Raw genomic sequence first — 18,429 nt, forward strand, 5'->3', positions numbered from 1 at the left:
CCCAGAGCGACATCCGCTTTATAGGGAAATCAAGCATGTACATGGAAGACAGAGCAGCAGGCGCCCTGGTTGGCCTGGCCGTTGGCGACGCCGTCGGCACCACCCTGGAGTTCGAAACCAGGGGCAGCTTTACCCCCATCACCGACATGGTGGGCGGCGGACCCTTCCAACTGCAAGCCGGCCAATGGACAGACGACACCTCCATGGCCTTATGCCTGGGCCACAGCCTGCTGTACCAAAACGGCTTTGACGCCACAGACCAGATGAACCGCTACTGTAACTGGTACCAATACGGCTAACTGAGCAGTAACGGCCACTGCTTCGATATCGGCATCACAGTGTCCTCGGCGCTACGCCGCTATCTGGAGACCAAAGACCCCTTCAGCGGCCCTACCGACCCCTATTCTTCCGGTAACGGGTCCATCATGCGGCTGGCGCCCATCCCCCTCTTCTACAGCCAGGACCTGCAGCAATGCCTGCACTTTGCCGGTGAAAGCTCCCGCACCACCCACGGCTCCCAGCAGTGCGTGGATGCCTGCCGGCTCTTTGCCCAACTGCTTTTCAACGCCATGAGAGCCAGCAGCAAGGCCGAGATTTTTTCCGGGCTGCACTCATCCCATTACTGCCAGGAAGTTGCCGCTATAGCCCAGGGGGATTTCCTGGCCGACAGTTACGAGCAGATGCACGGCAGCGGTTATGTCATCGACAGCCTCAAATCCGCCCTCTGGTGCTTTAACCAGGGTAAGGACTTCAAGGACGCCGTCTTGCTAGCCGCCAATATCGGCAACGACGCCGACACCACGGCCGCCATTTGCGGCCAGATAGCCGGGGCCTTTTACGGCTTCAGCCAGATCCCTGCCGATTGGCGCAGCCGCATCACCCTGGCTGACGACATCAAGCAGCTGGCCTTGGGGCTCCTGGCAGCAGGCCAAGCCAGGCAAGGCCAGCCAGCTTGATCAAGCTGGCATTGCTGTTGTTGGCCGTGGCGGCCGGCATCGTACTGGCCTGGTGGCTGCTCTGCTTCTTTAAGTACAGGCTCCTTAAGCGGCCTGCTGTGGTGGTTATCCAAGGGGTTGTCACCTACCGCATCAGTGATTTGTCCTGGAGTAACAGGCAGCGGTTTGAATCCCTGATGGGGGGCAGAAAGCTTGTCCTTGAAGGGCAGGGCCCCTTTTTCGTCGCCAGCAGGGACTATGCAAAGTGGCACCCCGAAGGGCCCTTGGCCTTAGCCAAGAAGAAGGTGGCGATGAGTGTCACCCTGGAAGTCCACCCCTTGCTGCTGGGAGGTTGGTCTCGCGCCCGGCTGGTTTTTGCAGAACAGATCAACCAGCCCCCCACCTTGTTAAAATAACAGCAACAAACGCCTTTCAAAGATCCCTGCCTTTTCCCGCCTTCTCTAAAAATCCGTCCAACCGATTAATTAATAACCACTTTTAGATGAGCCGCGTTTTGCCCGTCTATACAATAGGAGCCCTTCGCTTACCAAAGCGTGATGGATAACCCGGCAAGCCCCCTTTGCCGCCGAAAAGGACGTACTCGATGTTTGAGGCACTCAAAAGCAAGCTGTTACCTTCTTCCCAAGCCGAACAGGCACTGCTGGAAGCCTGTCTTCCCCTGGACGACTTTGGCCAAGGCCTGGCCAAGGCGGCCTGCCAATACATTCTCAAGGGCGACTCTGCCGACTGCCTGGGCACCCTCAGTCATCTACGGCACCAGCACAAGCTGCCCTGCCCGGGCTGGTTAAGGGACCGCAACGATGAGCGGCAAGCCGCCGTGACCCAGGCCATGGTGGCCTTTCTCAGCTCTGAATTTGCCAGCCAACAACCCATTTGGCACCGCCTTGGCCTGCTCTGCCATGCCTGCCACGGCAACGAAGCCCTCTATACCGTCGAAACCCCCATCAGCGGCTGGCTGGGCAACCTGATCCTGCTGCTGGGCCAGTTGCTTGACCCCAACGAGGGCGAAGCCCTGCCCCTGGCCGCCGTGCCGAGCCGGGCCTTTATGGTGCAACTGGCTGCCGCCTACGACCTGCCACCCCATTGGGTGGATGCCTATATCCTGGAAAGCCGCGCCTACTACACCAACGAACTGGTGGACGCCTGGCAGGACAGCACCGACTGGGGTGCCCTGGCCGAGACGGCGCAGTTCCAGGGGGTGCTGGCACAGACCCATGCCCGGGCCAGGGCCACCTTTTGCAAGCTGCTGGCCAAGGCGGATTATCAGCCAGCCAGCACCGGCCTGGCGCTGCTGATGCAGCTGGCCGCCGACGGTAACAGCGAAGTGCGCAAGACCGCCCTGGTGCTGATCGCCGGCAGCGATGCCGCCCTGCGCCTGGCTTTTTTAGAGGCCAACTACCTCCAGGGAAGCGCCGAGCAGCGCGGCCGCTGGCTGGACGTCGCCGAACAGACCCCGGGTGGCGAGGCCCTGTTGGCCAGCTGGCAGCAAGCAGAATCCAGCAAGCCCCTTAAACAGCGCATTGCCGAGCGCCTTGACTACCTGGACCAGCAGCGCCAGGCCCAGTCCATGGACTGGCAATTGCCGCCTCTGGCGCCCCTGGACAGCGACACCACGGTGCCGGCGCACTGGCTGGAGCGGCTGCAACAAAAACGCCAGCAATGCATCGACGAGGCCATTAGCGACATCGCCGCCAGCGAGCAAAAGCTGGCGAGGCTGCGCGCCAAGGGTGACAACCTGAACCACGACGAGGACTTCTGGCTCAGTCACCATCAGCGCAACCTGGAAAGCGACCAATCCTTCCTGGCCATACTCCAGGCGATCAGCGACGCCGACCTGGCAGCAGTCTTGGACGAGCTGGCCCAAGGCACCCTGGGCAGCCGCCGCGACCCGGTCAGCGCCCACCTCAAGCGCACCGAGCTGTGGCGCGAGCCCGGCATTCCCCTGGTGCTTTACCTGCGCCTGCGCCAAGTGGGCACCGAGCGCCCCCTCTGGGAGCAGCTGCTGAACGAGGCGGACTTTGCCAAACTGTGCAGCCAGCAACTGACCGATCTGCGCCAGCTGCTGGCCCTGGCCCAGGCCGAAGATCTCTACCCCGACGCCTTGCTGAGCAGCCTGTTCAAGCGAAGCTACAGCGGCCAGGCCGAGCTGCCCCTGTGCCTGACGGTGCTGCCGGTCTGGCCGCTGCTGGTGGAACACCCCCAGCACCTGGACGCCGCCCTGAAAGACAAGCTGCTGGCCATGGACACCCGTTATGACGACAACGATGTGCTGGGCCAGGCGCTGCTGCTGCTGGGCCAGTTGCCCAAGCTGCCGCCCCATTGGCAAAACACACTCTACCAATACGCCCTGGACACCCGGGTCACCCTGCGCCAGCTGGCCCAGGCCAGCGCCGAAAAGCTGGGGGTGGACATCACCCTGGTGACACCGGCCCTGGCCGACACCAGCAAAGAAGTGCGCAGCCTGGCCGCCAGCTGGCTGGGGCGCCTGGGGGCAACAGAGGCCCAAGGCGCCTTGGCCAAGGCCATGGCCAAGGAAAAGGACTTCCCCACCCGCGCCCTGATGCTCGAAGCCCTGGAACAGGCCGGGGGCGATATTCAGGCCTTCCTGTCTCCCCAGGCGGTGCTGGCCGAGGCCGAAGCCGGCCTCAAAAAGGCCGCCCCCAAGTCCATGGACTGGTTCCCCCATCAGCACCTGCCCCAATGCCGTTTTGCCGACGGCAGCCCGGCGCCGCAGCAGCTGCTGTACTGGTGGGCGGTATTGGCGGTCAAGCTCAAGCAGCCGCAAGGCAACTTGGTATTGACCCGCTACCTGCAGCTGCTGGACCAGGACAGCCGCCAGCGCCTGGGCCACTTCGTGCTGTCGGCCTTTATCGCCTGGGATTGCCGCTGCCCCAGCGACACCGAAGCAGACCAATACGCCCAGCAGAACAAGCAGAGCCGTTTTAGCCAATACCAGCGCTGGGCCAAATACGATTGGGGCCAGCAATACGCCAACAAGACCCTGGAAGACGCCTACCAGGACTGCTTCAACGAGAAAAAGAGCGAACTGCTGGGCACCGCCATCAAGGAAAAAGGCCTGCTGGCCCTCTGTACTCAGGGCGAGCCCCAGGGGCTGCTGGCGCTGATCCGCCCCTTTATGAAGCAGCACTTTGCCCGCCGCGCCCAGATAGAGGCCATGCTCAGCGCCCTGGGGGGATCGGACGATCCGGTGCTGATCCAGTTCCTGCTGGCCATAGCCCGGCGTTATCGCACCAATTCGGTGCAGGAACTGGCCCGCAACCTGGTGGCCGCTATCGCCGAGCGCAACGACTGGACCCAGGACGAGCTGGCCGACCGCACCATTCAGACCGCCGGCCTGGACAAGGTCACAGGCCCCAGCCCCTTCGAATTTGGCAGCCGCACCCTGGCCCTGAGCCTGGGGGACGACCTCAAGCTGTGCCTGCAAAACGAAGAAGGCAAGGTGCTCAAGGCCCTGCCCCAGCCGCGCCAGAATGACGACGAAGCCGCCGTGGCCGAGGTCAAGAAGTGGTTCAGCGCCTGCAAGAAGGAAATCAAGCAGGTGGTGGAACAGCAAAGCGCCCGCCTGTACGAGGCCATGGTCACCGGCCGCCAGTGGCCCGCCAGCGACTGGCGCCAATACCTGCACCAGCACCCGGTGATGTTCCGCCTGCTGCAACGCAGCCTCTGGCAGGTACAGCTGGACGGCCAATGGCACAGTTTCAGGCCTACCGAAGACGGCGCCTTTATCGACCTGGACGACGAGGAACTGACGCTGCCGGCCACGGCGCCGGTGCGGCTGCTCAGCGCCAACCTGCTGGATCAGGACGCGGCCAAGGGCTGGCGCCGCCACCTCAAGGACTACAAGGTCAAACCCCTGTTCGAGCAGCTGCAACAGGCCGAGATCACACTGACCCCGCAGCAGCTGGCACTGGACCACGGCCACGGCCGTCTGACCGACTGCTTTACCCTGCGCGGCCTGCTGACCAAAAAAGGTTACCAGCGGGGCCAACCCCAGGACGGCGGCTTCTTTGACCATTACTTCAAGGACTTCGACAGCCTGGGGATCCGGGTGGAATTCGCTTTCAGCGGCAACTGCGTGCCGGAAGAAAACGAAACCGCCGCCATCTACGGCATCAAGGCCATGCAGTTGGACAGGGAGTCTCGCGCCTATTACCCCTACACCCAACTTCCCCTGGCCGAGGTACCGGCCAACCTGCTCAACGCCATGGCCGTCGACTACCAAGAGGTGGCCGACAAGTGCGTTGAAGACCCCCAATGGGAGAAAAAGCTGCCCTGGTAAGCCAGGCTCACCTATGGCCGCCCCTGGGGCGGCCGCTGTAAGGAAGGAAAGACCGGATGTCATACCCACACCCCGCCAACTTGGTAGCCATGGATGAGGCTGCCGCCAGGCCCCTGCTGAAAACCGCCATGGCCGGTTTTCACCATTTCAGAGACCACAACCTGCAGGATGACAGCGTCCCTGCCGACCCGGCGTTAGCCGAGGCCCTGGCCGACTTTATCGCCACCGGCCAGCCCACCCAGGCAGAGATAGAAAGGCGCTTTGCCCAGCTGCGCCAACGGATCAAAGACATGCCGGGGCCCGGCGTCTTCGCGCACTACGCCTGGCCTGATTCGGGTTTCGAATGGCAGGTCAAAAGCGCCATGATCCGCGTTGCCAGCTCCAGCTTCTTCTACCAGCCCGAAGTACTGGCCCGGGTCGCCCAGGTGCAACTGCTGTGCAGCGACAACAATGCCACCTGCAAAGACCCTTGGATAAATGGCCTTTTGACGCTGTACTTGCGGCTCTATGCCGGCCAGTCCGACCGTTGTCTGCCCATGGAAATGATCCCCAGCGGCGACCAACTGCTGGCCATAGCCAGGGCCCATAGCCAACCACAGGCCATGGTCTACCAGTGGCTGCTGGGAGCTCATGGCCTGCAAGAACATAAGGCAGAAACCATTGACTGGTGGGCCGCCATTGCCCAAGACCAGGCAACCGACTGGCTCAAGGCCCTGTCGGTCAATACCAAGGGCCAGCTTTGCGAATACCTGCTGCGGCCCGTAAGGCAGGCCACCCAGGCCCATTACCCGGCCTTGTTGCAGTTGGCCGCAGACGGCAATGACAAGATCCGCCGCCTAGCCAAGGGGCTTTTGCACCAGACCCATGGGGATGCCCAGGCCGCCGCGCCATTGCTGGACTACCTGGCCCAGCATTACCCCCAGGCCAAGCACAATGTCCGGCGCCATTGGGCGGCCCTGACCGGCACCCTGCCCGGCGCCCAGCACTGCCTCAAAAGCTGGCTGGCGTCGGAAAGCAATGCCGCCGCCAAAACCGTGCTGCAAGACGCCCTGGCCCTGCTGGCCGAAGTCGCACCGGCGCAGCAAGACCAGCACAGCTGGGACATTCCCCCCATGCCCCCGTTGCCAGAGTGCGTGATACCCCAGGACTGGCACCCAATCCTGCAAGGCACCCTGGAGCGTACCCGTGCCCAACGGCAGCAAGAATTGGACGAGAGCCAGGACAAACGGGAGCGAAAAAGGCTGCGGGAGAGCTTGGCCGCTCTTGCCGAAATAAACGAACCCCGCCTGGCCGAGATGCTGGCCAACCTGGCGGCGGGGGAGCAGGACGGCTTCCACGGCCCCTTTTTCCACGCCTTCGAACAGGCCGGCCTCTGGTACCACCCCCAAACTCCCTTGCAGGTGACCATAGCCCTGCCCTATGGCGACGGCCGTTACTGGTACCAGCACCTGGATAAACCCGTCATGTGCGCCGCGTCCCGCCGGGAACTGACCGACCTGCGCCAGTTTATCGCCATACTGGACAAGATCACCGACGGTGACGGCAGCGCCTCTTTGCCCTGGTTTATGATGTCCCAGCAGTGGTATCCGGCCCGCACCCTGCCGCAGGCCGTGGCCCATCTGCGGCTGTGGCCCTTCTTTGCCGAAAACCCCCAATACATAGAGCAGGGTCTGAACAACAAGGTCTACAAGATAGACAACAGCGTTTATGGCAACGCTATCCTGGAACAGACCCTGTTGATCATGGGGGACTTCCCGTCCCTGCCTCATCCCTGGGCCCAGGCTCTGTATCAACACGCCATCGGCACCGGCAAGACCCTGCGGCAACTGGCCCGGGACAGCGCCGAGCGGATAGGCATTCAGCCCGACTACATCTTCCCGGGGCTCAGGGCCAAAGAGGCCCAGCTGCGCCAAAACGCCGCCGACTGGCTGGGGGAGCTGAAATGCACCAAGGCCCAGGCGCCCTTGCAAGAAGCCATAGCCAAGGAAAAAGACCCCCTGGTACGGGCGGTGATGATGGTGGCCCTGGCCCGCTGCGGTGGCGACGTGTCGGCCCTGCTGACACCACAGGCCCTGGCCGGCGAAGCCAAGGCCGGCCTGAAAAAAGCCCTGCCCAAGTCCATGGCCTGGTTCACCCCCGAACTGCTGCCCTCTTGCCGGTTCATCGACGGCAGCGCCGTCGACCCGGCCATACTGCACTGGTGGGCGGTGCTGGCGGTCAAGCTCAACCAGCCTGAGGGCAAGGACATCTTTGCCCCCTACCTCGGGCAGCTGGACCAACCCAGCCGCCAGGCCCTTGGCACCGCCGTACTGACCGCCTTCGTCGACCAGGATCTGCGTTGTCCCAGCGACGATGAAGCCCACGACTATGCCGAGAGCTACAAGCACCAGCGCCTGTCCAGTTACCAACGCTGGGGCGCACAGTACCAGCACAAGACCCTGGAAGACGCCTACCTGGACTGCTTCAAGGAGCACAAGGCAGAACTGCTGGGCTCGGCCCTCAAGGACAAGGGCCTGCTGGCCCTGACCGGCGAGGTGGCGGTGCAAACGGCTCTGGAGCCCCTGGACCGTTACCTTCGCAAGCACCATCAACGCCGCGCCCAGATAGAGGCCCTACTGCTGGCCATAGGCCACCGCCAGGAACCGGCCGTGGCCCAGCTGCTGCTGGCCCTGGCTCGCCGCTATCGCAGCGCCGGTATCCAGCAGCTGGCGCGGCAACTGGTGGACCAACTGGCCCAGCGCAACGGCTGGACCGCCGAGCAACTGGCTGACCGCACCATCCAGACCGCCGGCCTGGAACAGGCCACAGGCGCCAGCCCCTTCGCCTACGGCAGCCGTACCCTGGCCCTGAGCCTGGGGGACAACCTCAAGCTGCGCCTTGAGGACGAAAACGGCAAGGAACTCAAAGCCCTGCCCCAGCCCCGTAACGAAGACGACAGTGACGACATCAAAGAGATCCGCAGCTGGTTCAGCAACTGCAAGAAGGAGCTCAAGGCGGTGTTAGAACAGCAGCAGGCCAGGCTCAGCGAGGCCATGATCACCGACCGGCGCTGGCCGGTAGCCGACTGGCTGCAGGACCTGCACCAACACCCGGTGATGTACCGCCTGTTGCAACGCAGCCTCTGGCAGGTGGAGCTGGACGGCCAATGGCAGAGTTTCAGGCCCACCGAAGACGGCGCCTTTATCAACCTGGACGACGACGAGCTGGATCTGGCCAAGGGCCAGGGCATCAGGCTGCTGAGTGCCAACCAGCTGGACGCCAAGGCCCTTAAGGCCTGGCGCAAGCACCTCAAGGACTACAAGGTCAAACCCCTGTTCGAGCAGCTGCTCAGCGCCAGCCTGGACCTCACCCAACAGCAGCGGCGCCTGAACCATCACCGGGGCCGGCTGTCCCAGTCGTCCAAGCTGCGCAGCATGCTGACCAAGCTGGGCTACCGCCCCGGCAACGCCGATGCCGGTGGCGGCTACTTCGACACCTACGTCAAGCGCTTCCCCAGCCTGGGGATGGCAGTGGAGTTCGGCTTTACCGGCGCCTATATCAGCGAGTCTGACGAGCCGGTGGCCCTGGACGGCCTGAGTATCAGCCAGGGCGGCACCAGGGTAGACCTCAACTGGGCGCCGGCCAACCTGCTCAACGCCGTGGCCCTGGACTATGAAACTGTCGCCAGCCAGTGCGAGCTGGATCCGCAATGGGAGTCAAAAATACTATGACCGCCGTTATTCGCGCCCACGCCGAACAGCGCTACCAGGACCAGTTGCACCGCCTCAAGGCCGCCGACACCGCCCTGGCCCCTCCGGGCTGGGCCCTGTCCCCCGGGGCGGTACGGCGCTTTATCTGCGGCGACACGGCCCTGGACATTCCCCGTAAGTACTACGGGGAAGACGCGTTGGTGGAAAGGGCCATCGTCAGCCTGATGGGCAACAACGGCCTGATGCTGGTGGGAGAACCCGGTACCGCCAAGTCCATGTTGTCCGAACTGCTGAGCGCCGCCATCAGCGGCAACAGCCAGTACCTGATCCAGGGCACCGCCGGCACCACCGAAGAACAGCTCAAATACAGCTGGAACTTCGCCCTGCTGCTGTCCGGCGGCCCCAGCCTGGAAGCCCTGCTCAAAAGCCCCATCTACCAGGCCATGGAGCAGGGCAAGCTGGCCCGTATCGAGGAGATCACCCGCTGCCCCCAGGAGATCCAGGACGTGCTGATCTCCTTGATGTCGGAAAAGAGCCTGAGCATCCCCGAGCTAGGCATCGCTATCCAGGCCAAGCCCGGCTTCAACCTCATCGCCACCGCCAACCTGTTGGACAGGGGCGTCAACGACATGTCCAGCGCCCTGAAACGCCGTTTCAACTTCGAGACGGTGCCGGTGCTAAAAGACCCGGCACTGGAGCGCCAGCTGATCCTGTCCCAGGTCAGCCAGCGCCTGGCGGACGAGGGCCAGGACCTGAAGCTGGACGAGGCCCTGGTGGACCTGCTGGTGCAGGTGTTCCACGACCTTCGCAACAACATGGGCTCCCAGGCCATGGAGGCCACCCTGTCCACCGCCGAGGCGGTGAACATAGTCCATGGCTGCGCCCTGCACAGCCTCTACTGGCAGCAGCCCATGCACGCCGCCCAGCTGGTGCAGCAGATGCACGGCACCCTCATCAAGGACAAGGCCGACGACGTCAAGAAGCTGGCCCACTACCTGGACGCGGTAGCCCGGGACCGCCCAGGTTGGCAGGACTTCTTCCTAGCCGGTAAAGCCCTGTGGATGCGCTAGCCGATCTCAAGGCCCGTTTTGCCGAACTGGCCCAGGCCTACCAGGCTGACCCGGCCCTGTGCTGGCTGCCGGTGCGCCACCATAGCCCGGCCTGCGCCGCCCATACCCTGGCCCAGTTGCACAGCCACAGGCCCCAGGTGCTGCTGATAGAGGCGCCGGGGGCCTTTTTGCGCCACCTGCCGGTGTTGCAGGACCCAGAGGCGACGCCGCCCTTGGCCATCTACCAGGACGAGGCCTATTACCCCTTCGCCGAGAACAGCCCCGAGTGGCAGGCCCTGCGCTGGGCCGGGCAAAACGGCGCCGAGGTGCGCTTTATCGACCTGGACCACAAGCCACAGCAGAGCCAAGAGGGCTGGAACGACGCCCGCTTTCTCAGCTCCGACTACAGCCGCCGCCTGCAACAGCACCTGGGGTGCCGGGACGCCGACGAGCTGTGGCAGCGGCTCTTTGAGCAGGTGCAGTTTGCCAGCGCAGGCAGCTTCTTCCTGCAGGTGCTGCTGTTTTGCGCCGCCAGCCGCGCCTGTTACAGCCCCCAGAGCCTGGCGGAAGAAGGGGACCTGGCCCGGGAAACCCAGATGCGGGCCCATATCAAGGCGGCCAGGGGCCAATACCAGCGCCTGGCGGTGCTGACCGGCGGTTTTCATACCCCGGCCCTCTTTGCCTGGGCCGACGAAAACGCCGCCCTCCAGCAAGGGGACCCGGCCGACAGCTTTGTGATCCGCTACACCGACAAACTGCTGGAGGCCCGCAACGGCTACGGCGCCGGCATGCCCTACCCGGCCTTTTGCCGCTGGCAGTTCCAGCAACGGCACCTGGACGCCGACAGCTGGCTGCTGTTCCTGCTGGACCAGATGCCGGCCCTGCCCCTGGTGTACAAACAGAACTGCTTCGAGCACCTACAGCAGCTGTGCCGGCTGCGCGGCCTGGCCCGCCCCGGCAGCTACGATCTGCTGGACTCCCTGGGCAGCTGCCTTATCAAGGAGCAGCTGGGGGCCAAGACCCTGGCCCCCTGGCAAAAGGTATTGAGCGGCCAGGCCATGGGCCAGCTGCCGGCCCACTGCCCCAGCCCACCCCTGGTGGCAGAGGTGCGGGCCGCCTGCCGGGCTGCCCGATTGCACCTGGACCAGGCCGGCCAGTGCCATTTCGACCTTTACGACATGACGGCTGGCGCCAGGGAGCGGCGCCAGCTGCTGGCAAGGCTGCTGTTTCTGGAAACTGGCTTTACCCAGCCCCAGCAGGGCTACCAGGTGCTGACCCGCCTGGACGTCAAACGGCGCCACGAAAGCTGGCGCTACCATTGGACCCCGACGGTGGAAGTGGCCCTGGCCAGGCAATCGGCCAAGGGCAGCAAGCTGGCAACCCTGGTCAGCCAGGCCCTGGACAGCCGCCAGCTGGACAGCCTGGACCACCTGGTGTCCAAGCAGCTGCTGGCGGTGCAGCTGGGCCTGCCCGAACACCTGGACAAGGCGCAGCTGGCCGAGCAACTGGCCCATTGCAGCGATATCAAGGCCCTGGCCGCCAGCTTTATTGCCCTGGTCCAGGCCGCCAACCACCCCCTGTTCGCCGCCTACGATCTGGTGCCTTTGTACCGCAGCCTCTGGCAGCAGCTGGGATACCAACTGCCGGCCCTCAACCAGTTGGAGGACCAGGAGGCCCTGGCGCTGCTGCTGTCCCTGCAAGGGGTGGCGCTGATGCACGAGGCCGACCTCAAAGACCAGTGGCGGGACCGGCTCCAGTGGCTTATCCAGCACAGCAGCCACAAGCCGACCCTGGACATTGCCCTGCGCGCCCTGGCCCTGGACCTGGACGGCGCCGACCCGGCGCCCCTGCTGCATCAGCTGAAGTTGCAGGACGACCCCTTCCCGCTGCTAGAAGCGCTACTCAAGGTGGTGCCCCACTGGCTGCATCAGCAACAGGGGCTGTTGGCCCTGCTCAATCAGTGGCTGGCCGGGCAAAGCCCTGACCAGTTTCTGGAGCGGTTGCCGGCCATGCGAGCGCTGTTTTGCCACCTGGACGCCCGGGAGGTGGACAGGGTCTGCCAGCAGCTGCAGCAACTCAACCAATGGCAAGGGGGCATCAACTGGCTGCGCCAGGACTTAAACGAGCAGGACCACAGCCAGGGCCTGGCCCTGGAGGCTACATTGCGCCAACGCCTGACAGCACAAGGACTCGAGCAATGGCTGAGCAACTGAAGGAACGCTGGCGCCTGGTATTGGGGCGCTACGCCGACAGCCTGGGGGCCAACCTCAGCGGCCAGCAACTGGCCCAGGACCAGGTACTGGAACAGCTTTATGCCGAGGGCCAGCGGGGCCGGGGCCTGAAGGTAACCGACACCCTGGAGGACAACGTCGGCCAGTGGCTGGAAAACGCCGAAGCCCTGTTTCCCCGCTCGGTGAACGACCAGCTGCAACAGCACGCCCTGGAGCGCTTCGACCTGCACCAGCTCTTGCAGCAACCGGGGATGCTGGACAAGGTGAGCCCCAGCCTGGGGCTGCTCAAGCAGCTGATGAAGCTCAACGCTCACCACAACCTGGAGCTGCGCCAGCGGGTCGAGGCCATTATCCGTGCCGTGGTAGAGGAACTGCTGCGCCTGCTGCGGCCCAAAATCACCAACACCCTGGCCGGGCGCCGCAACCGCCAGGCCCACAGCCCGGTAAAACGCCTGGCCAACCTGGACTGGCAGACCACCATCAGGCGCAACCTCAAGCATTTCGACGGGGAAAAGCTGCGCTATGAGCGGGTCTATTTCCATGCCCGCCGCCAAACCCAGCTGCCCTGGCATGTGGTGCTGTGCATAGACCAGTCCGGCTCCATGGCCGAGTCCATGATCTACTCGGCGGTGATCGCCGGCATCATCACCCGGTTGCCGTCGGTGCGGCTGTCACTGGTGGTGTTCGACACCAAGCTGATGGATCTGAGCGACCATGCCCAAGACCCGGTGACAGTACTGCTTAAATGCCAGATGGGCGGTGGCACCCATATCGCCAACGCCTGGCGCTATTGCCAGCAGCTGGCCCAAGAGCCCGGGCGCACCCTGGTGGCCACCGTTTCCGACTTTGACGAAGGGGGGCCGCAGCAGGCCCTGTTCAGCCAGGCCAAGGACATGATTGACAGTGGCATCACCATGATGGGGCTGACCGCCCTCACCGCCGACTCCCAGCCCTTTTACGACAGCCATGCCACCGCCCAGCTGCAACGCCTGGGCATGGAGGTCAGCGCCCTGAGCCCGGACCGCTTCGCCCAGCGCCTGGCCAAGATCATGGGGCTGCGCTGATGAACGAAGCCCTCCTGACCAGCCTGACCAGCCCCGGCCTGGTGCGCCGGGCCCGCAAGGCCCTGGAAAAGGCCCAGCCCCAGCTGCACCCCGGCCACTTTTGCTTTGAAGGCCACCAGGGCCAGCTGGACTGGCAGCACCCGGCCAACAGCCGCTGCGATTGCGGGGCCAGCGGCCTGTGTAAGCACATAGTGGCCGCCGCCCTCTACCGCCTGGAGCAAGAACAAGAGGCCCAGCCTGCGCCCCAGGCCCCGGCAGCCACTGAGCCCGAATTGGATCTACCCGCCCTGCTGCGAGACGCCGGTAAGACCCGGGTCCGCCAGCTGCACCGCCAAAGCCAGCGCCATTGGCAGGCGGACATCAGCCAGCAGGGGGCGCTGGTGCAGGTCACCCTGGGGGACAAGCAGGTGCATTTTCGCCGGGCCACCGCCATGGCCGATCTGCTCTGCCCGGACGACGCCAGCCACCTGGCCCTGCTGGCCCTTTATCTTTATTGCCAGCACAAGGGCCTGGCCTTTCCCTGGCCAGACTATCTGGATGACCAGCAAGACCAGCGCCAGCAGCTGGCCCAGCAGGCCATAGGGCTGCTGGCACAACTGGCCCGGCTGGGGGTAAACCGGCTACAAAGCACGGCGCTGCTGGAGCTGGACCTGTTGCTGGTGCCCCTGGCCAGGGCCGGCTTGCCGGTAGCGCCCCTAAAGCAGCTGAAAGGCAAGCTGGAACAATACCTGGCCGGCCAAGGCATCAGGGACGGCAAAGGGGTGCTGCTACCCATGGCCAGGACCCTGGCCGGCCTGCAAAGCCCCCCCGCCACCCAGCCCCAGCTGATGGAGCAGGCCCCGGCCCAGCTATTGGGGCTGGGCAGTTACCCCTGGCAGACCGACGGGGGCGCCCATGGCCTGACCCTGGTGCTGCAGGACGAGCAGGGCCGCTTTATCTGCCTTACCGAAAGCCGCAACGACAAAAGCCAAGCCCTGGATTACCAGGCCCTGTGGCGCAGCCTGCCGCTGCTGCCAGGGGCCCCCTCCGCCACCAACTGGCAAGGCCGGACCCTGGAGTTGAGCCAGGGGGAACTCAGCGGCTGGGGCCGGCTCAGGCGGCGCCAGGACAGCCGGGTCGACCCCAGTGATGCGCCCCTGGCGCCCAAGGCGGTGGACCAGGTGGCCCTTATCGACTGGCAGGCCCCCTATCTGCTGTTTGCCCCCAGCGCCCTGGTTGACCAGGGCTTTGACCAGGCCAGCCAATGCATGTGGCTGCACTACCAAGACGCCCAAGGCCAGGGGCTGAGCTTTAGCCTGCCCTACAGCCCCTTGCACCATAAGGCGGTGGCCAACCTCGAATGCCTGGGCCAGCGCCTGCCGGCGCTGATCCTGGCCCGCATTGAACGCAGCGCCAGCCACTATCGGCTGCAACCGGTGAGCCTGCTGCTAGATAGCTGGTGCAACCTGCATTTTGACGATCTGGCCAAACCGGCCGACAAACAGCTCTTGGACACCTGGCTCAGGCAGCTGCCGGCCCAGCCCGCCTCCTTGGCCCAGCCCTCTGCCCTGCAGCGCCACCTGGTGCACTGCCTGGAGCAGCTGGCAGACGGCCCGGCCGGCCCCAAGCCGCAGCTGGCCGCCCGCTCCCGAGACTTAGGGCTGGCCACCCTGGCCCGGCATCTGGACTCCACAGATCCCTTGGACAGCCTGCGGGCAGCCTATATCGCCGATATGCTGATGGACATGGGCCGGGAAAAACCGGTGTTTGCCGGCTAGGGCCAGAAACGACAAAGGCCGGCGCATAGCGCCAGCCTTTGTAGGACGAGGAAGGTAAAGCGGTTTTTAGTGGCCGGCTACCAGGGGGCTGGCTTTGGCGCGAAACAGGCTTTTGACCTTGGCTTTAACGGCGGCGTTGAGCTCGCTCAGGTAGACGCGGCGCTGGGCCTTGGCCAGCTGCATGTAGTAGTCGACGTCGATATTGCCGTAAGGGTCCAGTTTCAGTTCGTGCGCAGCCATGGGGGTTTCCTCGTTAGGGGCGGTGGTCACTTTCCACGCAGCCATACTACTGCCGAGGGGGCTGTTGAAAAAGCGAGCCTTTTTCAACAGAATGATGAAAAAATCTCAGCATTGGAGATTAAAGATGCGCCGCCTTCCTCCACTCAACGCCCTGCGGGTATTCGAGGCATCAGCCCGTAACTCTAGCTTTGCTGCCGCAGGTGAGGAATTGCACGTCACCGCCTCTGCGGTCAGCCATCAGATCAAAACGCTTGAAGAATACTTGGGAGTCTCGTTATTCAGCCGCGACAAGCGCAAGGTACAGCTGACCCCGGCCGGTGAGCAATACCTGACCGGTATCAAGCACGCCCTGGACGAGATAGAAGTGGCCACCCAGCGCCTGACCACCCAGCAGGAAAGCAACGTGGTGCAGATCAGTGTGGCCCCCAACTTCCTGATCCGCTGGCTGATGCCGAGGATGGCCCGTTTCCAGGAGCAGTACCCGGACATCGAGCTGCAGATCAACGCCTCCATGGGCCTTATCGACTTCAATACCGCCAGCACCGACATGGCGGTCTACTTCGGTAGCGGCGACTGGGACGACATAGAGGTGCACTTCCTGCGTAAGGTGATGCTGGTGCCCATGTGCAGCCCCAGGCTGCTAAAGGGTCGCTTCCCCCTGGAAAGCCCCCAGGACCTACGCCACCACACCCTTATCTACGTCAGCAAGCGCAAGTACGAATGGGAGAACTGGCTGGCAATGGCCGGGGTCGGCAACCTCAAGCCCAAGGGCAGCATGCAGATCTCCAGCGGCCAGCTGGCCACCGCCGCCGCCCAGGAAGATCTGGGGGTGGCCCTGGCCGACAGCACCCTGACCTCCAGGGAGATCGCCTCGGGCAGGCTGGTGGTGCCCTTCGACATCCAGCTCGACACCCACAAGGCCTTTTACCTGGTCTATCGCAAGCACAGGCCGCTCACCACCGGCATGAAGGCCTTCAAGGAATGGTTGATGCAGGAAATGCAGGAACCGGCCCTGGTGGACGGCGCCGGGGTCTGACCACACTGCCATGAAAAAGGCCCCTTTCGGGGCCTTTTCTCAGGGTTGCTCTGTGGCGTCGGCGTTGGTCAGGTGACCTGCCACATCAGGGGAGTCGGGCTTGCCCGGCAGGGCGCTGCGGGTCTGCTCGTTGATGTTGAAGATATTGGAGGCCGCAGCCAGGTCCTTTTCACTCTTGAGGCTGGCAATGACTTCACGGTCACCCAGGAAGCCTTTGAGATCCTTCAAGAGGGCCTGCAGTGTGCCTTCGTCCCTGTGCATTTCCAGCACATGGCGGGGGAACTCCAGGTTACGGCCGCCAACACCGGCAAAGGTGGAGCTGACCAGCCTTGAGACGATCACCCAGGGGGTCATGGACGACCGCACCAGGGTGTTCTCGGAACGGGTGGAGTCGTAAATGCCGGCACCGGTGGAAATACGCGATTCGGTAAAGGTCCCTTCGCACTTAAAGTACACCAGGGTCGATTCGAACTGCATTTCTCCCCAGAACAGGTGGCAGTGGTTGACCAGCAACCGCGCAAACACCAGGGCGACGATGGAGGCGGTCAGGTAGGGCAGCACCGAGTCCAAGGCACCGAGCAAGGACGCCATGTCATGGATACGGTGGCTCTTGAGCTGGGCCAGCACCTCGGTGGCACCGGTAAAGGTGAAGTAGAACAGCAATGCCGACACCCCGTAGGCCAGTTGGCCCAGGGCGGTACCGACCAAGCGCAGCTTCTTCTGCAAACCGGACACCGGCATCGGTTTATAGGCCGGCTGGGTTTCCTGGATCATCTTGCCCTTGAAAGCCCCTTTGCCTTCCGATTGCTCGTTGAGCTCGGGCTCCAGATCACGGTAGACCCGGTTGGGGATCTCTAGGTAACGGCGGTTGGCCATCACCATGGAGTCGATGTTGATGAAGATCTCGTTGGGGTGTACCGACTCCTGCCAGTTGCCCCGGTATTCCGACACCTCAGTGACCGGGTTGGCCTTGGCGGCACGCACCCCAAGCAGGGTCACCAGCAGCGCCGTGGCGGTCACCAGCAACACACAGGTCACCAGCAGCCAAAGCCCGGGCATGATGCCCTTGGCAATCAAATCGATGAGCCCAAGCAGGTTGGCAACACCACGGGACGCCCCATAGCTGTTGGCATAGCTGTACAGGTAACCCAGCAGCACGGGGGCCAGGATCGCCAGGGCCAGCACCTTGGCCAGGCTGCCGGTACCGGCGGCGTCCACCTGGGTACCCAGGCGACGGGTCACGGCACCACCGGCCTTGAACCAGACCAGCAGCAGGTAGATCAGCAGCACGGCGCTCAGCACCGGCATCATGGCTTCAGCGCCCTGGCCCCCCAGGCCGGTGGCCGAGGTAAACCAGGCCAGCACAAAGCACAGCAGCGCCACCAGAGTCTTGGTAAGGGCGGTAGACAGCATCAGTGCCGTGTTGCGCAGGGCATAGGGCAGGAAGGTCAGGCGCGGAAACAGGCTGTGCACCAGTCGGGCTATCCAGCCACGCGGTTCGATAAAGGTGAGGTTCTTGCGGCCCATCAGCATCTGCTCGAGCAGGCTGGCGTTGTAAGCCACAAAGGGTTGCTCCAGGTGGCTGGTAGAACGCTCGGACTCGCTGACGTTGGCGGCCAGGGAGGTAGGTACACCACGGCCCACGTAAAAGCGCATCATCTGGAAAATACCGGCACCCGTGGCCTTCAGGCCACCGCCCAGCAGAATGAAGCCGACAATGGCCATCATCCAACCGCTGACAGGGTTGCTTTTGACCAGACCAGCCACCTGCAGCAGGGCGCCAGCCCCCAGCAGACTCACCACTACACCACGCAGGGTGCGCAGCGCTCCCTCTACTTTGAACGGATTGGGGATCCCAAGATCCACCGAGCCATGTTCAAACGACATCCATCCATCTCCCTGTCATTAGGCAAATAAACTTGTGAATAATGCGCGAAAGCTTACCACCGGATTTTGCAAAGGTTTCAGTGTTTTCAGCCTCTGTGGCGGCTTTTTTTGCCTTTGGGACAGGGGATAGGCCTTTGCCTTGAGCCCGTCTGGGCCTGTCACGTTGGTTTGGGGTTGGCCAGGCCAGAACAAAAGCTGCAGAGTCGCTGGCGATGCAGTC

The 18,429-nt window shown here is 63.7% G+C and carries 10 protein-coding genes and 1 pseudogene; 9 read left to right on the forward strand and 2 right to left on the reverse strand.

Annotated features, from left to right (window positions below; all coding sequences use genetic code 11):
* Nucleotides 1-41 precede the first annotated feature (41 nt).
* From B3C1_RS15140 to B3C1_RS15175, 8 genes and pseudogenes are all read left to right on the forward strand, one after another.
* A pseudogene (locus tag B3C1_RS15140) lies at nucleotides 42-956 on the forward strand (ADP-ribosylglycohydrolase family protein).
* The gene (locus tag B3C1_RS15145) at nucleotides 953-1,351 is read left to right on the forward strand and encodes a hypothetical protein (protein ID WP_008485897.1); all 399 of its coding nucleotides are present in this window, start codon (nucleotides 953-955) and stop codon (nucleotides 1,349-1,351) included. Before B3C1_RS15140 ends, B3C1_RS15145 begins: the two are co-directional and overlap by 4 nt.
* A gap of 188 nt (nucleotides 1,352-1,539) precedes the next feature.
* Nucleotides 1,540-5,256 (forward strand): DUF4132 domain-containing protein, encoded by a 3,717-nt coding sequence (locus tag B3C1_RS19485; RefSeq protein ID WP_008485898.1) that lies wholly within the window; start codon nucleotides 1,540-1,542, stop codon nucleotides 5,254-5,256.
* Nucleotides 5,257-5,312: 56 nt separating this feature from the next.
* Nucleotides 5,313-8,966, forward strand: coding sequence for a DUF4132 domain-containing protein (locus B3C1_RS19490; protein WP_008485900.1), 3,654 nt, complete (start codon nucleotides 5,313-5,315; stop codon nucleotides 8,964-8,966).
* Nucleotides 8,945-10,015, forward strand: a complete 1,071-nt coding sequence (locus tag B3C1_RS15160) for an AAA family ATPase (RefSeq protein WP_035482407.1) — start codon at nucleotides 8,945-8,947, stop codon at nucleotides 10,013-10,015. The genes B3C1_RS19490 and B3C1_RS15160 overlap by 22 nt, the downstream gene beginning before the upstream one ends.
* The gene (locus tag B3C1_RS15165) at nucleotides 10,003-12,207 is read left to right on the forward strand and encodes a DUF5682 family protein (RefSeq protein ID WP_008485902.1); all 2,205 of its coding nucleotides are present in this window, start codon (nucleotides 10,003-10,005) and stop codon (nucleotides 12,205-12,207) included. Before B3C1_RS15160 ends, B3C1_RS15165 begins: the two co-directional genes overlap by 13 nt.
* On the forward strand, nucleotides 12,192-13,289 hold the full coding sequence (locus B3C1_RS15170; RefSeq protein ID WP_008485903.1) for a VWA domain-containing protein: 1,098 nt from the start codon (nucleotides 12,192-12,194) through the stop codon (nucleotides 13,287-13,289). Before B3C1_RS15165 ends, B3C1_RS15170 begins: the two co-directional genes overlap by 16 nt.
* Nucleotides 13,289-15,046 carry an SWIM zinc finger family protein gene (locus B3C1_RS15175; protein ID WP_008485904.1) on the forward strand — a complete coding sequence of 586 codons (1,758 nt, stop codon included), beginning with the start codon at nucleotides 13,289-13,291 and terminating at the stop codon, nucleotides 15,044-15,046. The genes B3C1_RS15170 and B3C1_RS15175 overlap by 1 nt, the downstream gene beginning before the upstream one ends.
* Before the next feature lie 66 nt (nucleotides 15,047-15,112).
* Here B3C1_RS15175 and B3C1_RS15180 read toward each other — a convergent pair whose 3' ends face one another.
* Nucleotides 15,113-15,286, reverse strand: a complete 174-nt coding sequence (locus B3C1_RS15180) for a hypothetical protein (protein WP_008485905.1) — start codon at nucleotides 15,284-15,286, stop codon at nucleotides 15,113-15,115.
* A 124-nt stretch (nucleotides 15,287-15,410) separates the two neighbouring features.
* On the opposite strand from B3C1_RS15180, the gene gcvA reads away from it, so the two are divergent.
* Entirely contained in the window at nucleotides 15,411-16,322 is a 912-nt protein-coding gene (gene gcvA / locus B3C1_RS15185) for a transcriptional regulator GcvA (RefSeq protein WP_008485906.1), read from the forward strand.
* Nucleotides 16,323-16,361: 39 nt separating this feature from the next.
* On the opposite strand, the gene B3C1_RS15190 is transcribed toward gcvA, so the two are convergent.
* Nucleotides 16,362-18,209: a hypothetical protein gene (locus B3C1_RS15190; protein ID WP_008485908.1), complete on the reverse strand. Its 1,848-nt coding sequence runs from the start codon at nucleotides 18,207-18,209 to the stop codon at nucleotides 16,362-16,364.
* Nucleotides 18,210-18,429 lie beyond the last annotated feature (220 nt).

Origin of the sequence: Gallaecimonas xiamenensis 3-C-1 (assembly GCF_000299915.1) — a bacterium.
GTDB classification, from domain to species: Bacteria; Pseudomonadota; Gammaproteobacteria; order Enterobacterales; family Gallaecimonadaceae; genus Gallaecimonas; species Gallaecimonas xiamenensis.

Coding starts and splice junctions, on each gene's coding strand:
- B3C1_RS19485 (WP_008485898.1), top strand. CDS start 1,540: ATGTTTGAGGCACTCAAAAGCAAGCTGTTACCTTCTTCCCAAGCCGAA.
- B3C1_RS19490 (WP_008485900.1), top strand. CDS start 5,313: ATGTCATACCCACACCCCGCCAACTTGGTAGCCATGGATGAGGCTGCC.
- B3C1_RS15160 (WP_035482407.1), top strand. CDS start 8,945: ATGGGAGTCAAAAATACTATGACCGCCGTTATTCGCGCCCACGCCGAA.
- B3C1_RS15170 (WP_008485903.1), top strand. CDS start 12,192: ATGGCTGAGCAACTGAAGGAACGCTGGCGCCTGGTATTGGGGCGCTAC.
- B3C1_RS15175 (WP_008485904.1), top strand. CDS start 13,289: ATGAACGAAGCCCTCCTGACCAGCCTGACCAGCCCCGGCCTGGTGCGC.
- B3C1_RS15180 (WP_008485905.1), bottom strand. CDS start 15,286: ATGGCTGCGCACGAACTGAAACTGGACCCTTACGGCAATATCGACGTC.
- gcvA (WP_008485906.1), top strand. CDS start 15,411: ATGCGCCGCCTTCCTCCACTCAACGCCCTGCGGGTATTCGAGGCATCA.
- B3C1_RS15190 (WP_008485908.1), bottom strand. CDS start 18,209: ATGTCGTTTGAACATGGCTCGGTGGATCTTGGGATCCCCAATCCGTTC.